We start from the raw sequence: 17,344 nt of genomic DNA on the forward strand, positions 1-17,344 counted from the left end.
GCGACCGACCCCTGGGTCGCCCTGCCGTCGCTCGGCCGCGCGCACCTCCCCGGCGTCAGGGCCGGCGACAGCGCCGAACTGCGGGTGGGCGCCGACGGACAGGTCAGCGTCGGCGCATCCGGCTCGCTGCCGCTGACCGTGCCGCCGGACCCGTACACGGTGCGGGGCCGCTGGCACGGCGGGCGGATCCTGACCGGGGCCGACACCGGCGCCCCGCTGGTCCTCGGCGCCCTCGACCCCACGTGCTTCCCCGGCGCCGTACCGCAGCCGGGCGCCATCGGCGCCGACGACCTGCGCCGCTGGCGGTCGACCGCGCACGACGCGTACCGGCTGCTCCGAACCGACCACCCCGTCCCGTACGCGGAACTGACCGCAGGACCCCGGGTTCTGGTGCCGTTGACGCGCGTAGGTCCCGGCAGCGTCAGCGGCAGCAGCGCGGAGACCTTCGGCTGCGTCGCGATGTCCCTGCCGAACAGCGGCACCGGCTTCGCCGTGACCCTGACCCACGAGATGCAGCACAACAAGTTCGCCGCTCTGCTGCACCTCTTCGACCTCTTCGACACGGCCGCCCCTGAGCTGTACTACGCCCCCTGGCGGCCCGACCCGCGCCCGCTGCTCGGCCTGTTCCACGGCGCGTACGCGCACCTGGGCGTCGCCCAGTTCTGGAACCGCCGCCGCGAAGCCGATCCGCACACCGCACAACGGGCCGCCGCAAACGCCCACTTCGCCCGCTGGCGCACCGCCACCCGCGAAGCGACCACCACGATCCTGGCCTCGGGACACCTCACTCCGCTCGGCCACCACTTCGCCACGCGCATGCTGCACACGGCCGACGCCCTGTGCGCCCTCCCGGTCCCGGCCGAGGCCCGCCGCCGGGCCCTGGGGGCGGCCCGCGCCCACCGCTCGACCTGGACGGACCGCCACGGCACGGCCGAAGTCCTGCCGGTGTGACGGGTCCGCTGCCGCCGCTCCGTAAATGAGTGCCCGGCGAGTCGCGTCGGCAAGGATGAGTACTTCCCGGTCAGGTCAACGGCACTCCGCGGAGTCGTCCCGCTGGCTGTCGTTCACGCTGATGCGGACTTTGATGCGTTTTCCGACGGGTACGCGCTGCACGTCGTAGCCCTCGCACAGGGCAAGGACGATCTCCATACCGTGCTGGCCGATCCGGCCAGGTTCAGCGGCATATGCGAGAGGCAGCGTGGAATCGGAGTCCCACACCGTGACCTCCAGGACCGAATCGTCAAGCTTCAGCTCCAGGAGGCAGGGACCAGGCGCATATTTGCACGAGTTCGTCACCAGCTCGCTGACCACCAGCTCGGCCACACCGCTCAACCGGGAGGACAGCGGCGGACCGGGGCCGTCGCGGAACCGGGCCAAGAAGTCAGCGGTGAAACGGCGTGCCGTCGCGATCATCCCCGGCTCGCCGTCCAGGGCGATGTTGGCCTCGCCCGAAGGCCCCGTCGCTGTACCACCAGGTGTTGCCACTTCTATCTGCTCCACGGATCCCGTCCGCTTCGTGCGATACCTGCTCGGTCAGTGCAGGTGCTGCGAACACCTGTGCACCTACCCCCGCAACCCGACCCCAGTCTTGGCTCCGCTTCTCCGAAGATGCGCGTCTGCGCCGGGCGGAGGAATCTGGAACGTGGGGAAACGTCGTCTTCCGCTGACGCCACTCCTCTCGGTCACACAGAGGGCGTCAGGGGCACCGAGTGCACTCTCTGACAAGGCATCGTTATGGATACCAGCAACAAATCGTCTCTCACTGCAGCCCTCGCGGTCGGTTACATGGCGGGCCGGACGAAGAAGGGGAAGCTGGTCCTGGCTCTTCTGTCCGTCGCTGCGGCCCGAGGCGTGGATCCCACGGCTGCGGTCGGCCAGGGAGTCGGCAAACTCACGGCCAACCCCTTGGTGGGGCAGCTCGTCGAACAGATGCGGGGCGAACTCCTCGACGCCGGCCGCGCCGCCCTCTCGGCAACGACCAGCCGAGGCATCTCCTCCCTGACCGGCGCCCTTCAACAGCGCACCGGCTCGCTCCCGGAGAGCGAAACCGATGAGGATGAGGAACATGAGGGTGAACTGGACGAGGTAGAGGAACAGCCGGAGGAAGAGGACGATGAAGGGGAGCCTCCTCGTTCCTCCCGGCGCCGTCCGGTCAGGCGAGCTGAGAAGCCCACCGACCGGGCACCGGGACCGAAGAACCCGCCCGCCGAAAAGGCCATGGCCAGGAAGGCGGCGGACAGGAAAACGCAAGACGAGAAGGCCCGCGCGAGCCGGGCTGCACGTCAGAAGTCTCCCGCCCACAGGAGCAGTCACAGGTGACTCGTGATGCCTGAAACCGGCAATTCTTGGCGCCCCGTTCTCCCGGCACGGCAAGGTGGCGTGAATCTCACATGCTGTCGCTGCTGGGGCGGATGGTGAAGACGTGGTCCAGGCCGGCGATGGCGAGGATGCGCAGGGTGTCGGCGGGAACAGCGGACAAGACCGCGTCGGCGCCGGCGGCTTGGGCGTGCTGCCGTGCGGCCAGGAGGGCGGTGATGCCGGTGGAGTCGCAGAATTCCAGGTCGGACAGGTCGATGACCAGGTTCTGGCCGGGGCCCAGGACGAGGCGTTCGACGTGCTCGCGCAGGGCGGTGGCCTGGGCGTAGTCGAGTTCGCCGGCCACGTGCAGAACCGGTCCGGTGGTGGTGGTGCGGTGGGTGATGTTCAGCGGGCTCATGCTTGTTGCTTCGTTGCCGGGTGGGCGTTCGGATGGGTGGCGGGGACGCCGAGGGCGAGGAGGGCGGTGTCGTCGTCCAGGCCGCCGCCGAAGCTCTCCAGCAGCCCGGTCAGTGCGGTAATCATCTCTTGGGGCGTGGCGGGGGCGTGCTCGGTGGCGAAGCGTTGCAGGGCTTCGTCGCCGAAGAGGTGTTCGCGGGTGGGGCCGGTGCGGGCCTCGGTGAGGCCGTCCGTGTACAGCAGGAGGGTGTCGCCCGGGCCTAGCGTGGTCTGCGTGGTGCTGAACCGGGCGGCGGCCAGGACGCCGACGAGGAGCCCCCCGGGGGTGGGCAGATACTCGGTGCGGCCCTCGGCCCGCACCACCAGTGCCGGGGGGTGTCCGCCGGACGCAAGGCGCACAGTCGTGTGGCCGTGGTCGCCGCAGGGCTCCATAACGCCGAAGATGACGGTGCAGTAGCGGGGGTCGCCGCTGGTGGCGTACCGCTCGTGCAGGACGGAGTTCAGCGTCGTCAGGGCTGCTGCCGGCTCGGGATCGTGGAGGGCCGCGGCGCGCAGGGTGTAGCGGGTCAATGAGGTCAGGGAGGCCGCTTGGGGGCCTTTGCCGCACACGTCTCCGAGGAAGAAGGCCCACCGGCCCTTGCTCAGCGGGAACAAGTCGTAGAAGTCACCGCCCAGCCGGTCGGGGGAGGCGGTGTGGTAGTAGGCGGCTGCCTCAAGGCCCGGCACGGCAGGCAGTGCGGAGGGCACGAGGGACTGCTGAAGCACGGCGAGCGCGTCGGTCAGGCGTTCCCGGTCGGCCTCGGCCTGTCGGCGGGCCGCTTCCGCCTCCGCGTGGGCGCGCTCGGCGTCGGCGCGTGCCTGCTCGGCTTCCCGACGACGGCGCAGGAGTTCCTGCTCGTAGGCGCGGCGGTCGGAGGCGTCGAAGACGGTGGTGCGGATCAGCAGCGGCTCACCCTGGCTGCTGCGCTTGACCCTGGAGGAGACCAGCACCGGCAGTCGGCGCCCGTCCGCAGCCTTCATCTCCAGGGCGACACCGCTCAGTTCGCCCTGCATACGCAGCAGCGGCGCGAAGTGTGTTTCGTGGTACATCTTCCCGCCGACGGAAAGGAGATCAGCGAAGCGGGCTCGGCCCACCACTGCCTCGCGCTCCACCCCGAGCCACTCCAGCAGCGTCGCGTTGATCTTCGCGACGGTGCCGTCCATCAGCGTCGACAGGTAGCCGCAGGGAGCCGACTCGTAGAGATCTTCGGCGCTGTCCTCCAACAGTGCGGAGAACGCAGCACCCGTGCCCGCGGCGTCCTGGACATCTGTCGGCTCCGGTCCCTCCCCCGGCTCCTCGCCGGTGCGGCGCATCAACGCAAGGCCGCCAGAAACTCAAGGATCGCCTCGGCGGTGGCCTCCGGCGCGCTCAACTGCGGGCAGTGCCCGGTGGCGTCAAGGGTGACCAACCGGGAGGACGGGATCGCGGCGTGCACATACGCGCCGACCTCGCGGGGCGCGATCATGTCCTCGGAGCACTCCAGTACCAGGGTCGGCACGCTCACGCTCTTCAGCTCCTCGCGGGTGTCGGACAAGAATGTGGTGCGGGCGAAAACGCGGGCGATGTCGGGATCGGTGGCGCAAAAGCTGTTCGTCAGTTCTTGCCCCAACTCCGGCCGGTCCGGATTGCTCATGATCACCGGAGCCATCGCGCCGGACCAGCCGAGATAGTTCGACTCCAAGGACTCCAGCAGCTCATCGATGTCCTGCACGCTGAAACCGCCCCGGTAGCCGTCGTCATCGATGTAGCGGGGCGAGGGAGCCACCATCACCAGCGCCCCGAGCCTCTCCGGCGCCGCCTGCGCGGCCAGCACCCCGACCATGGCGCTGACCGAATGGCCGACGAACACCGCTCCCCGCAGGTCCAGCTCCTCGCAGACCTCCACGGCATCTTGGGCGTAACCCCGGAGCGAGGAGTACCGCTCCTGGTCCCAGGCCGACAGATCCGAACCGCCGGAGCCGACATAGTCGAACAGCACCACCCGGTACCGCTTTTCCAGGGCCGGCACGGCCAGCCGCCACATGTTCTGATCGCAGCCGAACCCGTGCGCCAGCACCACCACCGTCCCCTCAGGTGGGCCACTGACCGTCACGTTGTTCCTCCTGCGAATATCCATAACCAGCCGTCTTCCCCCGCGCCCTGAGAAAACCCGCGAAGCGGCCCTGACCGAGGAATTGCCCGAAGCACTGTTACCCCGCAGGACAACCGGTCGGCAGCATCGGGACTTCTCGGGGTAAGGGACCTTGGACGACGTCCTGTCCGGAGGGCCCGGTCAGGACATGAGGGTTCTGTGAGGAGGGGCGCGTGGCTACGGAAGACGAGAGTGGCACAGCTGCCCTGTCCCGGGTGGAGCGGCTGCTTGCGGTACGGGAGACGGGACTCTCAGCTGCGGCGGACGCGGACATGGAGCGGTTCGCGCGGTTGGTCGCGCGGATGGTGGGCGTGCCGGTGGCGCTGGTGTCGTTGGTGGAGGAGGACCGGCAGGTATTTCCCGGCATGGTGGGCCTGCCCGAGCCGTGGGCCACCCGGCGGCAGACTCCTCTGTCCCACTCCCTCTGCCGTCACGTTCTGTCCTCTCAGGGGTCTTTCGTTGTGGAGGATGCCCGTGAGGAGCGTTCGACGTGGGCGAGTACGGCGATTCCCCAACTCGGTGTGGTCGCCTACGCAGGTGTGCCGTTGACCGACGACGACGGCAATGTTCTGGGTGCGCTGTGTGCCGTGGACACGGTGCCACGGGCTTGGACGTCGCGTGAGGTCCAGGATCTGCGGGATCTGGCAGCGGCTTGTTCGGCGGAACTGCGGCTGCGAATCGCTTCGGCACAGGGCGCCGTGTTGCGGCGTCGTGCCGATGAACTCGCCGCCGTGGCCGGCCGGGCCCTGACGAGCGCCGAGCTGCTGCTGCGTGCGGCGGAGGATCTGACGGACACCGCAGGCCTGGAGGAGGTTCGCCTACGGGTGGGGGATCTGGTCAGTGGTGACCTCAAACCGTCCTACGTGAGCCTGCTGCTGGCCGAGAACCATGGCGGACTGCACCGTCTGCTGGACCGGTCGGCTGCGCCCTCCATGGAAGTCCTGCACGAGTACGTGCTGGCGGATGCCGACTTCCCCACGGCACGGGCTCTTCGGGAGCGGCGCATGGTCACCGTCCCCGACCGTGCTCACCTTCAGGCCGTCCACGGGCCCGCCGCTGTGGGTGTCTTCGACTCGCTCGGGCTGGGGTCGGCGGTCTGTCTGCCGCTGTTGGGAGCCCGGGGGCCGCTTGGGGTGCTTGTCCTGGGCTGGAGCACCCCGCACGAGATCGACATGACCGAAGCCTCCGTGCTCACCACAGTCGCGGGATATACCGCGCAGGCGGTGGAGCGTGCACTGTTCCTCGACGAGCGGATCGACGTCGCACACCAGCTCCAGCAGGCCATGCTCACCACGTTGCCCGACGTGCCCGGTCTTGAGCTGGCGGCGCTGTACCGCCCCGCCTCCAGCACCGACATGGTCGGTGGTGACTGGTACGACGCCTTCTCCCTGCCCAGACCGGGAAATGACGCCTCACTCGTGGACGACCTGGCGGTCACCGTCGGGGACATCACCGGCCACGACGTACAGGCCGCGACCTTGATGGGGCAGACCCGCAGCATGCTGCGCCAAGCGGCAGCCACCACGCGGGACCAGGGGCCGGCCGCTGCTATGTCCGCTCTGGAAGATGCCTGCCGCACCCTGCCCGTGGAAGTCTCCGGCACCCTGGTGCACGGCCATCTGCGTCGCGTCGGCGACGCGTGGGCTTTGACGTGGGTCAACGCCGGCCATCCGCCGCCCTTGGTGCTTCTCGCGAACGGCACGGTGTGCCGGCTCGACGAACACGGGATCCTGCTGCACCACCGCCTCGGCCCCTTCCCCCGGCACGATCTGCAGACCGTCCTGGAACCGGGCTCCACGCTGCTGCTCTACACCGACGGCCTCATCGAACGCCCGGGCCAGGACTTCAACACCGCTGTCGATCGCGCCGCCCATCTGCTGGCAGCAGCCGACTCGGACATCCCGCTGCCGGCACTTTTGGAACACCTCGCTGACGAGGTATGTCCCGGGGAGCCGGGTGACGACGTCGTTCTGCTCGCCGTGCGCGTCCCGCGGGCCGAGCCGTCGGATCGGTGATCCGCGGTTCCCGGATGCGCTGAGGGCCATGGGACGGGGTAGGGGCATGGAGGGGCAGGCCATCCGACCTTCCCCGACGGAAGGCCCCCATGAATTCATCCCCCACTTCGGCCGGCGCTTCCCACCCTCTCCGGAACCCTGAAGTGGAACGGTTCGGCGAAGCCGGGGCCCGCCACTGGGCCACGCCGACGTACCTCGTACTGGAGCTGCAAGGGGTCCTCGGCCACCCCGTAGAGCAATACATTTCAGGAGTGATCGCCCAGGCCCGGCGCTTCGCGAAGCCCTTGGTGGTGGACGTGGCGGCGGTGACGCATCTGACCGTCGATGTGCTGGTGTTGTTCCTCAACGCCCAACCGGATCCCGGAGTCAGCTTCCAACCGCCCCTGCCGCAGGCACTCGTGAGGATCATGGAGATGACCGGCACCCACACGGTCTTCTCCCTTCACCGATCGCCCATCGCCCCGCCCACGACCAGCTGAGGTGAAATCCGGGCATCTGGGCGGCACCCGGGCCGCTCAGGTGCGGACAGTGGCCTGGGCCTCCTCCACCGTGCCGTAGATCCGCAGAACACTCTCGGTGCCGGTCAGTGACAGCAGCCGCTCGATACCGGCGGGTACCTGCGCGATTCGCAGATCTGTCTCCTGGTGTGCGCTCAGCAGCAGGTTCAGGAAACTGGAGTCCCCGAAGGTGACGTCGCTGAGATCCAGGACAACTCCCGGCGACCGGGACACCGTCTCCCGGATTTCCGCGGTCAGCGGGCCGGTGTTCTGGGCATCGAAATCACCGCGAGGCGCGAGTACTGGTAGCGCCGCGTGAGCGCCATCGTTCTTCGACATGCGGCGATTATGCCCAAGCCTGGTTCTCTTCGGACAGCCGGTGCCATCTGGGAACCGAAGGGGCGGCACGGCGGGGTGCCCGTGAACGAGGCCGTCATGGCTCTGCCGGACGCCTCGGGCGTCGGCGGGCATGGGCGGGAGATCGTCACTGCCCTGTGCGGCGGCTACCGCGTCTTCCTCACGGCGAACGGCAAACAAGTCATCGCCCAGGTGGCCCTTGGCTGAGAGAGCCGGAACGGTTGCGGCTCCATTGCCGGTCATACGGCAAGTACCGGTAGTTTCGCCTGCTCACCACAGTCCCTTGGCTGCGACGACCGAGGCGTCGTCGTGGTATTTACCGGCGCTGCGCAGGAGTTGACCTGCGATCACAGCTGCGGAGTGCTGGAGGACTCCGGGAAGGGATTCGGGGTTCCACCGCTCGGTCAGGCCGTCGGAGTGCATGACCAGCACGCTGCCGGCCGGTAGCGGGTGGGTGACGGTGCGCAGGGTGCGTACGTGGTGTCCGGCGATGCCCGGCAGTGACGGCAGGCTGATCTTGGACGTGTTGGTCACGATCGCGCCGGCGGTGTTGCCCACCCCGCAGTAGAGCACCCGTCGTTGATCCGGCTCGATGCGTGCCACGGCCACCGCGGCACCCCGTGTGCCGGCGAGGGCCTGGTGGATCTCCCGCATGACCTCATCGGGCGAGTGCCCCCTGCTGATGCGGAAGGCGCGGATCGCGACCCGGGTGGCCAGCTCTGCCAGGGGGCCGTGGCCGAGCCCGTCACAGAGCATCACCAGTAGCGCCCGCCCCGCGCTCGGCGCACCAGAAGGGGGACCGGCCGTGGGGCTGTCGAGCACCCGCAGGGTTCCGCGCGGGCCACGGACAGGGGGGTCTGCCGCCACATCATGCGAGGGATTGCCCGGCGTCGATGACCCGGCCGCGTCCCAGTGCGCAGCCCAGCCGTCCCCGCACTCGGTCGCTCCGCTGATGGGCCGGGTCACTCCTTCCACCACGGACTGCGCCGGTTCGCCGCTGCTGTCCGGGTGGCGGCGGAGGCCGGGTCGTGGCCAGAACCGTGCCAGCATCACCGTTCCCTGCCCGGCGACAGAGTGCAGGTCGAAGGTGTCCGCGAGCCGGGCCACCATGCCCAGTCCGATGCCCAGCGTGCCGGCGGTCGACCGGCCGTCGCGCATCGCACTGGCCACATCCGCCATGCCCGGTCCGCGGTCCACCGCCAGGAATTCGATCCCGGCGTGCTGCTCGGTCCGCACCACCCGCAGCACGATCGCCCCGGCGACCGCGTGCTTGACCAGGTTGGAGGCGGCCTCCGACACCGCCAGGGCGATCTCGCCGGCCCGCTGCTCACTCAGTCCGATCCGGCCGGCCAGCCGGGAGGCAGCTCCCCGGGCACCGGCGAGGTCGTCGCGGAACCATGCCACATCCTCGCTCGCCAGCAGCAGAACGCTCACGGCATGCGCCGGCGGGTGCTTACCGGGACCGCGAGGCGCTGCACGCCGGCCTGGCCGTAGTTCATGACAACCCCCGGAGTAAGGCGCACCGGACGAGATCTCGCCGGTTCCGCCGGCAGCCGTCTGCCCCCGAACGACAGCGGTGACCACATTCGAACGGACCTGGATCTTCAGCAGGCAGACCCGGTCCCACGGAGATCGAGGCAGGTTACCTCCGCCTCGGACGACGAAAAATCTATGTCGGCTGGAGTAGACATTGGTGGGTGGTGTGGTTATGGTTTCTCTCGTAGCCGAGATCAGCAAGGCCCGGCAGATACGAACTGGCGGGAGTAGGACAGGTAGTTGCAGTGCGCAGGACGGTGCGGTGGTGGAGTTTCGAAGCCAGGGCTGGTGCAGGACGGCGACGGGACTGACGGCCGGACCGGGTGGCCCGCGGTGATCAGGGGCCGCCGTGGTGGTATCGCGATGGCGGTACCGGTAGGTGAAGTGCGCAGTACCCAGCAGTGAAGGTGAGTGAGCAGCACCCTGGTGAAGGCGTCGGCTGCGGGCGCGCGCATCGGGAGGTTCGGCAGCGGGGTTCCAAGCCGGAGCAGACGCAGGAGTGGCGACGGGGCTGGCTGCCGAAGAGTGACGCTTGTCCAAGGTCACCAGCAGTACGAGTAGTGCGAAGTACCAGCAGTACGAAGTGAGTTGGTCCAGAGGGAAGAACGGAGGAGCCAGGCGCCATCAGGATCGCCCGGACGGAGTGTTGAGTCCGGGTACCGCAGGACATCGATAGTGAGGTGGTCTCCGGTCAAGCAACCGCGATCCCCGCAAGTCCCATCCTCTCCCGGGTGGGCGTGCGGACACAGAAGGCCGGCGCAGTACTGGGGCCGGCAGATGGTGTAGCAGTTCCTTCGGGGCCTTGGTGCCATATGGCACCAAGGCCCCTCCAGCATGTTCCACAGAGAGGCGAGATGACAGCAGACGACTCGTTCGGCCGTCTCGACGACGACGACTACCCCGCCTACACCATGGGTAGGGCCGCCGAGATGCTCAACACCACCCAGGGCTTCCTCCGCGCCATCGGCCAAGCCCGCCTCATCACACCCCTGCGCTCCGAGGGCGGACACCGCCGCTACTCCCGCTACCAGCTGCGCATCGCGGCCCGGGCACGGGAACTCGTCGACCAGGGCACCCCGATCGAGGCCGCGTGCCGCATCGTCATCCTCGAAGACCAACTCGAAGAAGCGAAACGCATCAACGCCGAACACCACCGCACCGCCCAATCGGCAAACCCGACGGCCAACGGCTCGGAAAGCTAAAACCGGAGCTTTCGGCCGGACCCTGACCGCCGTTCCGGTGGCGATTCGCGTCGCCCCGTCGGTCAGGCGGTCGCAGGGACCCCGAGCGTCGCGGAAGCCTGTTGGAACGGGCTGAGGAGCCGCGTGGGGGTGGCGGTCTGGGACGGAGTGGGGCAAGTGAAGCCGAGTTGGGCCATGGCCCGGAGGACTTCCTGGGCGCTGAAGTCACGGCGGTCCTGGCCGGTGACGACCTGCCCGACCTGCTTCACGGGGTAGGTGCGGCGGCCGATGATCACGGACTTCCCCGTGACGTGCTCGGGCTTGACGCCCTTCATGGATTCCAGGACGCCGCTCCTGGTGAGGTCGAACGGGAAACGGGCGATGACGAAGCGCATGATGCCTCACAGAAGAAGGACGGAAGGAGGGGGTATGCCGTGGTGCGGCGGTTCAGCCGGTGAGGGCGAGGACGCCCGGAAGACGAACGGCTCGGGGAATCGCAAAAACGGACCGAATGGAATGCGTTAGTGAATCTGGCCACCAAGGAATAGGTGACGTCATGCAAATGTGAAATTTAGGATGCCGACGGGTGCATAGGGACCTGCGAGCGGTATTTGGTCCCCAGTAAAAGACTTTGCGGGAAATGTCGCGGATCGGGCCGCGCACCGCACCGAGGGGGTACGGGCCCCAGTCACGGAGTGCGCGTCGGCGTCAGACGGGAACAATGTTCTCGGCTGTCGGGCCCTTCCGGCTCGGCGCGATGTCGAAGGTGACCTTCTGGCCTTCGAGCAGCTGGTTGAAGCCCTGAGCGGTGATGTTTGAGAAGTGGGCGAATACGTCAGCGCCCCCGCCGTCCTGCTCGATGAAGCCGAAACCCTTGGCTGCGTTGAACCATGTCACGGTGCCGGACGCCATGTCGTATCTCCCTTGGGGCGGTACGCCGGGACCTGCAATGCACGGATATCCAGGTCGCCGCGATGATGCCCCGCCCGAAAAATGACCGGAAATGCAAAGATGCTTCCAGTGGCTGAAAATACCGACGAAGGCGCTTGGAGTTTCGAGAATCAAGACTCCAAGTGAGAATGACAGTAGCATGCGGCAGTAGTCGGTGTGCGTCAAACAATCCCACTCTGCTCGTTGCGGTAGAAACGTTCCTCACAAGGCGTGGTAAACCCTCATCTGGCGGTCATAGATATTGCTCTGCCCGTAGCGCAGCACTTCAGGTGAGAGCTCGCAGTTCACGACTTGGAGAGCTGCGGCCTGCTGTGCGTGATCATTTGTGCCGCGCGGGCTCCTCGGCGGAAAACAGTTGGCGTTCCGCCGAGGCGTGCGGCTACGGTTGCCTCGTTCTGAGGCGGCCTGTGGCCGCCGGTGTTGGTCGAGCGTGATCGAGGAGGTGTGACCGATGGCTGTCGTTGAGATGGGCGCTGCCCGCATCCGGAAGTTCATCAAGTCCACTTCTGTGGTCTCCGGCTGACCTCTTCCTTTCTGCGCCTGTGAGCGCGGTGCCGGGGCCATCCTTGTGAAGGGTTCCCCCTTGTCTTTCTCTCCATCTCATCTCCCTTCTGCGCATCCTCTCGCCGTGTACGGCTGGGACGCGGACTGGGAGACCGAGTTCGCTCCCTACATGGAGCGGGGTCTGCTTCCCGGTCGTGTCGTACGGGTCGACCGTGGGCAGTGCGATGTCGTCACCGCCGAAGGGCTCGTACGCGCCGACACCGAGTTCGTCGTACCCCGTGATCCGATGAAGGTCGTGTGCACCGGGGACTGGGTCGCCGTCGATCCCGAAGGCGACGACCCGCGGTTTGTGAGGACCTTGCTGCCTCGCCGCACCGCCTTCGTACGCTCGACCTCGTCGAAGCGTTCCGAGGGGCAGATCCTCGCCGCCAACATCGACCACACGGTCGTAGCCGTCTCCCTCGCGGTCGAACTCGACCTCGGCCGGGTCGAACGCTTCCTCGCGCTGGCCTGGGAGAGCGGTGCGACGCCGCTGCTCGTCCTCACCAAGGCCGACCTGGTCGACGACCCCGCCGTGCTCGCCCATACCGTCCAGGACGTCGAGACCACGGCGCCCGGTGTGCAGGTGCTGGTCGTCAGCTCCGAGACGGGCGAGGGCGTCGACGTACTCTCCGCCGTGCTCGCCGGTGGCACCGCTGTGCTGCTGGGTGTGTCGGGCGCGGGGAAGTCGACCCTCGCCAACGCGCTCGTCGGCGAGGACGTGATGGGGGTGGAGGCCATCCGCGACGTCGACGGCAAGGGCCGGCACACCACCACGACCCGCAACCTGCTCGTCCTGCCCGGCGGCGGGGTGCTCATCGACACCCCTGGCCTGCGTGGCGTCGGGCTGTGGGACGCCGAGACCGGCGTCGGACAGGTCTTCGCCGAGATCGAGGAACTGGCCGAGCAGTGCCGCTTCCACGACTGCGGCCATGCCGCCGAACCGGGCTGCGCCGTACTCGCCGCCGTCGAGGACGGCACTCTGCAGGACCGGCGGCTGGAGAGCTACCGCAAACTCATCCGGGAGAACCAGTACATCGTCGCCAAGACGGACGCCCGGGCCCGCGCCGAACTCCGGCGCGTCTGGAAGATGAGGGGAGCAGAGGGCAAGGCCGCCATGGAGGCCAAGCGCGGCGGCCGGATCCGGTGACCGTGTCCGGCGGCCGGACCCGGTGACCGGCCGGGACTGACCGTGGTGTCCGAATCCCGCGAGTGCGGTGGCCCCGGCTGCCGCACACTGGAGCCATGACGGACGAGGAGACCCGGTACGAAGCGGTGACCAGCCGCGATGCCCGATTCGACGGAGTGTTCTTCTTCGCCGTCGAGACGACGGGCATCTACTGCCGCCCCAGCTGCCCCGCCGTGACGCCGAAGCGGAAGAACGTACGGTTCTTCCGCACCGCCGCCGCTGCCCAGGGGCACGGCTTCCGCGCCTGCCGCCGGTGCAGGCCGGACGCCGTGCCGGGGTCCGCCGAGTGGAACGTACGCGCCGACGTCGTCGGCCGTGCCATGCGCATGATCGGCGACGGCGTCGTGGACCGCGAGGGCGTACCGGGTCTCGCGGGGCGGCTCGGCTACAGCACCCGTCAGGTGCAACGCCAGCTCAACGCCGAACTCGGCGCCGGTCCCGTCGCGCTCGCCCGCGCCCAACGCGCGCACACCGCAAGGGTGTTGCTCCAGACCACCGCACTGCCCATCACCGACATCGCGTTCGGTGCGGGTTTCGCCAGCGTCCGGCAGTTCAACGACACGGTCCGGCAGATCTACGCCCGCACCCCCAGCGAACTGCGCACCGAGAGCGGCACCCGGCTCGGCACCTCCCGCGCGCCCGCACTCGCCGGGGTGCCGCTCCGGCTGGCGTTCCGGGGCCCGTACGGCGCACGCGACGTCTTCGACCTGTTCGCCCGTGAGGCGATCCCCGGCGTCGAGGAGATCACCGGCACCCCGGGCCGCCGCACCTACCGGCGCACCCTGCGACTGCCGCACGGCCCCGGCGTCGTCTCCGTGGACGAGCGGACCTTCGGCGGCGGTGCCACGGCACCGGGCAGGGGCCCGGCGCGCGGCCACGCTCCGGGGCCCGCGCAGGCGCTGGGGCAGACGCAGACGCATGCGCAGGGGCTCGGGCAGGCTCCGGCCGGCCGCAGCGGATGGCTGGAGGCCCGGATCCAGCTCGGCGATCTGCGCGACCTCACCACCGCCGTACAGCGGCTGCGCCGGCTCCTCGACCTCGACGCCGACCCGTACGCCGTGGACGAACGGCTCGGCGCCGACCCCAGGCTCGCGCCGTACGTCGCCGCCCGCCCGGGGCTGCGCTCGCCGGGCGCGGCGGAGCCCGAGGAGTACGCGCTGCGCGCCCTGCTCGGTCAGGAGGCGGCGGTGCGCCTGGTCGAGACGTACGGGGAGGACATCCCCGAGCCGTGCGGCGGGCTGACCCGGCTGTTCCCCGCGCCGTCTGCCCTGCGCGACCACCCGGCGGCGGGACCGCTCGCCGCCGCGCTCGCCGACGGCGCCGTACGTCTCGATCCCGGCGCCGACCGCGACGAGGCGGAGAAGGCGCTGCTGTCGGTCGGGGGAATCACGCCGCGCACCGCCGCACTGATCCGGATGCGGGCGCTCGGTGACCCGGACATCTGGCCGCCGTCGGCCGGCGAGCCGGCCGCCGAGGAGGAGACCGAGGCGTGGCGCCCCTGGCGCTCCTACGCGGCCCGCCATCTGCGCGAGGCGCCGGTTCTCTGACGGCCGTCAGCCCTTGACGGCCGTCAGTTCTCGGCGGCCGTCAGTCAAGACCCCAGCTGTGGATCTTGCGAGGGTGGATCCGGATCAACTCCTCGCTGAAGTGCGGGCCGAGATCGTGCGGCCCCGTCAACAGCTCCGCCTCACCCCGGATGTCGACCCCGCGCACCGTCCACGGACGCAGACTCACGATGTCGTCGACGACGAGCGCGACCCGGGGGTTCGACTGGAGATTGCGCCATTTCTTCGTGGTGCCGAGCGAATATCCCCCGACCAGGATCGTGCCGTCCTCCTGCGGGAAGAAGCCGACCGGATTGGCCTGCGGCTGACCCTTGGGGTCGACGGTGGCCAGCCGTCCCAGCCGCTGGGACGTGAGATAGGCGCTCTCGGCCTCGCTGAATGCGGTCATGCCGCCCAGCGTCACACGCCCGCCCCGCCGACGCGTCGATCCCGGGCGGCCTCCGGCGGACGGACCGTCAGATCAGTGCGGTCGCGTACTCGTCAACACCGGTCAGCTGCGGCTCAGCCCCAGATCTGTACGCCCAGCCAGGCGCCGACCACCAGCAGGCACGAGAACAGCTCCACCAGCAGCGAGTAGCCCGCGCTGCGCATGACCGTCCGGGTCGACCCCCAGGCGTTCCTGCGGCTGCCGAGCCGTACCCGTTCGGCGCCGTAGACACCCCCGACGAACCCGATCACCGCGCCCACCACCGGCACCACGAAGAACCCGACGATGCCGATCGCCCCGCCCATCACCAGCACCCGCCGTGGCGCACCCGTCCTGCCGGTCCGCCGCGACGGCAGGACGGGTCTCAGCGCGAGATTGACCAGCAGCAGCACCGTGGCTCCCACCAGTACGGCCCAGGCGAGCGCCGTCTTGTCCGAGAACGCCCACCACAGCACGGCCGCCCAGACGATCGCCTGGCCGGGCACACCGGGGACGAGGACACCGATCAGACCGAGCAGCATGACCAGTCCGACCAGCACCAGCTGCCACACGTCCATCAGCCCAGCCTGCCGGAATCAGCTCATTTCCGCAGTTCGCGAGCCACCCAGCCGCGCTCGTACGCGTGCCAGCCCAGCTGCAGCCGGGTCGTCACCCCGCTCAGCTCCATCAGCCCCTTCACCCGCCGCTGCACCGTGCGCAGGCCGAGATCGAGCTGTTTGGCGACACTGGCGTCGGTCATCCCGGCGAGCAGCAGCGACAGGATCTCCAGATCGGTGCCGTCCGGGCCGGGCAGCTCGCCCTCCGCCGCAGCGCCCCGGCCGTCCAGCCGCAGCGGGCGGGACTCCCGCCACACCGCCTCGAACAGGCTGAGCAGCGACTCCAGCAGCCCGCTGGCATGGATGACCAGTGCAGCGGGCTCGGCGCCCGGGCCGGTCAGCGGCACCATCGCCAGGGCCCGGTCGGCTATCACCAGCTTCGTGGGCAGCCGCTCGGCCACCCTGACCTGTTCGTCCCTGCCGAGCGCCGCGACCAGCTCCCCGATGCCGGCGGGCTCCGACAGCACGTCGCGTTCGATGACCACCCGGTAGGTGACGCCCCTGTCCGTGGCCTGCGCCTCGGCCTCGTTGTCCCCGCCCGTCACCGCGACCGGACGCCCGGTGACCAGGGCGCAGACCTCCTGGCCCGCCCCCAGCTGCAACTGGAGGAAGCGGTGCGAGACGGCAGCCGCCCCGGTCACCATCTCGACCAGGTCGTGCACGGCCGGTTCGGTGGCCTCGGCGCGGTACTCCTCGGCGAGCAGCGCCGCCGCCAGCTCGGCCCGCTCCAGCTCGTGCCGCTGCTGGGTCAGCAGCGCGCCCAGCGCGACGCCCGGCGGCGCGGCGACCCAGCGGCCGGTACGGGACGACGACTGCGCCGCGAGCCCGTGCCGTTCCAGCTTGCGCAGCGCCCGTTCCGTTTCCGGTTCGGGGAGCGCGAGCCGGTGCGCGAGATCGGCGACATCGGCGGCGCCGATCGCCACGAGCGCGCGGTAAGTGGACTCTTGTCTCTCGTCGAGACCTATTGCTCCCAGCACCCCTCGCACCTCTCCCTCCGCCACCGGCGCGCGCTGGCGGATACCAGCCACGGCGTAAACCCGCCGCGCATATCATCCCCGTACCGGTCGCCACTCTGCCAAGGTGGGGCATCACAGCAGCAACAGACCTCGGTCATATGCCTTTTGGGTACGCCCTGGGTACGCTTGACCGTGGATGTGCTCGGGCGCGTGATGCGCCCTGCTTGTCCTGTGAACGTCTGCCGGGCGTCCTTCCTGTGGGGGGTAGGGCCGCCCGGCGGACTCCAGGGGCGTGCGCGGCGGCCGGGACGGCCGCCTCCGTTATTTTTCCGGATGCTCCGTTTTCTGGTCCCTCCGGCGGTCGACAATAGGGGCATGAGTCAACAGGGGGAGAGGTCGACCACCGACGACTGGTGGAACCGGTTGTACGACGAGACCACTCCGGACACCGGCCCTACGGCAACGACGGACGACACACTCGACGACCGCTTCGATTCGGCGGCGGACACCGTGGCAGCGGCGGACCCGCCGGAAGCGTCGGACGCGACCGGGGGCCCGGCAGCGGTTCCCGACGCGGCGCCTGAACCGGCCGGCGCACCGCCGCCGGAGGCCGTGGACCCGCCGCGTGCGGTCGATCCGCCGCGC

The 17,344-nt window shown here is 69.3% G+C and carries 19 protein-coding genes and 1 pseudogene; 9 read left to right on the forward strand and 11 right to left on the reverse strand.

Going from position 1 to position 17,344, the window contains the following annotated elements:
• Window positions 1-951, forward strand: a 951-nt coding sequence (locus HY68_RS39655; protein ID WP_157874456.1) for an HEXXH motif-containing putative peptide modification protein, incomplete at its 5' end; no start/stop codon positions are given.
• A 75-nt stretch (window positions 952-1,026) separates the two neighbouring features.
• Here the strand turns inward: HY68_RS39655 and HY68_RS24345 are convergent.
• A complete protein-coding gene (locus HY68_RS24345; protein WP_078863757.1) occupies window positions 1,027-1,500 on the reverse strand; it encodes an ATP-binding protein in 474 nt (157 codons plus the stop codon).
• Window positions 1,501-1,734: 234 nt separating this feature from the next.
• On the opposite strand from HY68_RS24345, the gene HY68_RS42880 reads away from it, so the two are divergent.
• On the forward strand, window positions 1,735-2,319 hold the full coding sequence (locus tag HY68_RS42880) for a hypothetical protein (RefSeq protein WP_052457167.1): 585 nt from the start codon (window positions 1,735-1,737) through the stop codon (window positions 2,317-2,319).
• 67 nt (window positions 2,320-2,386) lie between these two features.
• Here HY68_RS42880 and HY68_RS24355 read toward each other — a convergent pair whose 3' ends face one another.
• Genes HY68_RS24355 through HY68_RS24365 form a run of 3 tightly spaced genes read right to left on the reverse strand, consistent with a single transcriptional unit; the run spans window position 2,387 to window position 4,871 of the window.
• Window positions 2,387-2,716, reverse strand: a complete 330-nt coding sequence (locus HY68_RS24355; RefSeq protein ID WP_041992253.1) for an STAS domain-containing protein — start codon at window positions 2,714-2,716, stop codon at window positions 2,387-2,389.
• Complete coding sequence (locus HY68_RS24360; protein WP_041992256.1) at window positions 2,713-4,068, reverse strand: SpoIIE family protein phosphatase; 1,356 nt, start codon at window positions 4,066-4,068, stop codon at window positions 2,713-2,715. The genes HY68_RS24355 and HY68_RS24360 overlap by 4 nt, the downstream gene beginning before the upstream one ends.
• Window positions 4,068-4,871, reverse strand: a complete 804-nt coding sequence (locus HY68_RS24365) for an alpha/beta hydrolase (RefSeq protein WP_041992259.1) — start codon at window positions 4,869-4,871, stop codon at window positions 4,068-4,070. Before HY68_RS24365 ends, HY68_RS24360 begins: the two co-directional genes overlap by 1 nt.
• Before the next feature lie 188 nt (window positions 4,872-5,059).
• On the opposite strand from HY68_RS24365, the gene HY68_RS24370 reads away from it, so the two are divergent.
• Together HY68_RS24370 and HY68_RS24375 are read left to right on the forward strand one after the other, a co-directional pair.
• Window positions 5,060-6,901, forward strand: coding sequence for a SpoIIE family protein phosphatase (locus HY68_RS24370; protein ID WP_347560581.1), 1,842 nt, complete (start codon window positions 5,060-5,062; stop codon window positions 6,899-6,901).
• A gap of 251 nt (window positions 6,902-7,152) precedes the next feature.
• Entirely contained in the window at window positions 7,153-7,380 is a 228-nt protein-coding gene (locus HY68_RS24375) for a hypothetical protein (RefSeq protein WP_157874381.1), read from the forward strand.
• A 36-nt stretch (window positions 7,381-7,416) separates the two neighbouring features.
• Here HY68_RS24375 and HY68_RS42885 read toward each other — a convergent pair whose 3' ends face one another.
• Window positions 7,417-7,737, reverse strand: coding sequence for an STAS domain-containing protein (locus tag HY68_RS42885; RefSeq protein WP_041992265.1), 321 nt, complete (start codon window positions 7,735-7,737; stop codon window positions 7,417-7,419).
• 75 nt (window positions 7,738-7,812) lie between these two features.
• Here HY68_RS42885 and HY68_RS42890 point away from each other — a divergent pair, with 75 nt between their 5' ends.
• On the forward strand, window positions 7,813-7,962 hold the full coding sequence (locus HY68_RS42890; protein WP_198533333.1) for a hypothetical protein: 150 nt from the start codon (window positions 7,813-7,815) through the stop codon (window positions 7,960-7,962).
• A gap of 63 nt (window positions 7,963-8,025) precedes the next feature.
• Here the strand turns inward: HY68_RS42890 and HY68_RS24385 are convergent, their stop codons facing one another.
• Window positions 8,026-9,189: a SpoIIE family protein phosphatase gene (locus tag HY68_RS24385; RefSeq protein WP_041992268.1), complete on the reverse strand. Its 1,164-nt coding sequence runs from the start codon at window positions 9,187-9,189 to the stop codon at window positions 8,026-8,028.
• A gap of 956 nt (window positions 9,190-10,145) precedes the next feature.
• Here HY68_RS24385 and HY68_RS24390 point away from each other — a divergent pair.
• On the forward strand, window positions 10,146-10,493 hold the full coding sequence (locus tag HY68_RS24390; protein WP_041992272.1) for a MerR family transcriptional regulator: 348 nt from the start codon (window positions 10,146-10,148) through the stop codon (window positions 10,491-10,493).
• 62 nt (window positions 10,494-10,555) lie between these two features.
• On the opposite strand, the gene HY68_RS24395 is transcribed toward HY68_RS24390, so the two are convergent.
• Both HY68_RS24395 and HY68_RS24400 read right to left on the reverse strand, forming a co-directional pair.
• Window positions 10,556-10,867, reverse strand: coding sequence for an SCO5918 family protein (locus HY68_RS24395; RefSeq protein WP_041992275.1), 312 nt, complete (start codon window positions 10,865-10,867; stop codon window positions 10,556-10,558).
• 313 nt (window positions 10,868-11,180) lie between these two features.
• Window positions 11,181-11,384 (reverse strand): cold-shock protein, encoded by a 204-nt coding sequence (locus HY68_RS24400; protein ID WP_041992278.1) that lies wholly within the window; start codon window positions 11,382-11,384, stop codon window positions 11,181-11,183.
• A gap of 712 nt (window positions 11,385-12,096) precedes the next feature.
• On the opposite strand from HY68_RS24400, the gene rsgA reads away from it, so the two are divergent.
• Both rsgA and HY68_RS24410 read left to right on the forward strand, forming a co-directional pair.
• Window positions 12,097-13,116 (forward strand): ribosome small subunit-dependent GTPase A, encoded by a 1,020-nt coding sequence (gene rsgA / locus HY68_RS24405; RefSeq protein WP_241778790.1) that lies wholly within the window; start codon window positions 12,097-12,099, stop codon window positions 13,114-13,116.
• A 95-nt stretch (window positions 13,117-13,211) separates the two neighbouring features.
• Window positions 13,212-14,702: a DNA-3-methyladenine glycosylase 2 family protein gene (locus HY68_RS24410; RefSeq protein WP_041992284.1), complete on the forward strand. Its 1,491-nt coding sequence runs from the start codon at window positions 13,212-13,214 to the stop codon at window positions 14,700-14,702.
• A 40-nt stretch (window positions 14,703-14,742) separates the two neighbouring features.
• On the opposite strand, the gene HY68_RS24415 is transcribed toward HY68_RS24410, so the two are convergent.
• The 3 genes from HY68_RS24415 to HY68_RS24425 form a co-directional block, all read right to left on the reverse strand.
• Window positions 14,743-15,108, reverse strand: coding sequence for a PPOX class F420-dependent oxidoreductase (locus tag HY68_RS24415; protein ID WP_041997032.1), 366 nt, complete (start codon window positions 15,106-15,108; stop codon window positions 14,743-14,745).
• 113 nt (window positions 15,109-15,221) lie between these two features.
• A complete protein-coding gene (locus HY68_RS24420) occupies window positions 15,222-15,704 on the reverse strand; it encodes a DUF456 domain-containing protein (RefSeq protein WP_041992287.1) in 483 nt (160 codons plus the stop codon).
• A 23-nt stretch (window positions 15,705-15,727) separates the two neighbouring features.
• Entirely contained in the window at window positions 15,728-16,720 is a 993-nt protein-coding gene (locus HY68_RS24425; RefSeq protein ID WP_078863760.1) for a helix-turn-helix domain-containing protein, read from the reverse strand.
• Window positions 16,721-17,074: 354 nt separating this feature from the next.
• Between HY68_RS24425 and HY68_RS44055 the strand changes: the two are divergent.
• Window positions 17,075-17,344, forward strand: a pseudogene (locus tag HY68_RS44055) (hypothetical protein); the annotation flags it as partial.

Origin of the sequence: Streptomyces sp. AcH 505 (genome assembly GCF_000818175.1) — a bacterium.
Lineage (GTDB): Bacteria > Actinomycetota > Actinomycetes > Streptomycetales > Streptomycetaceae > Streptomyces.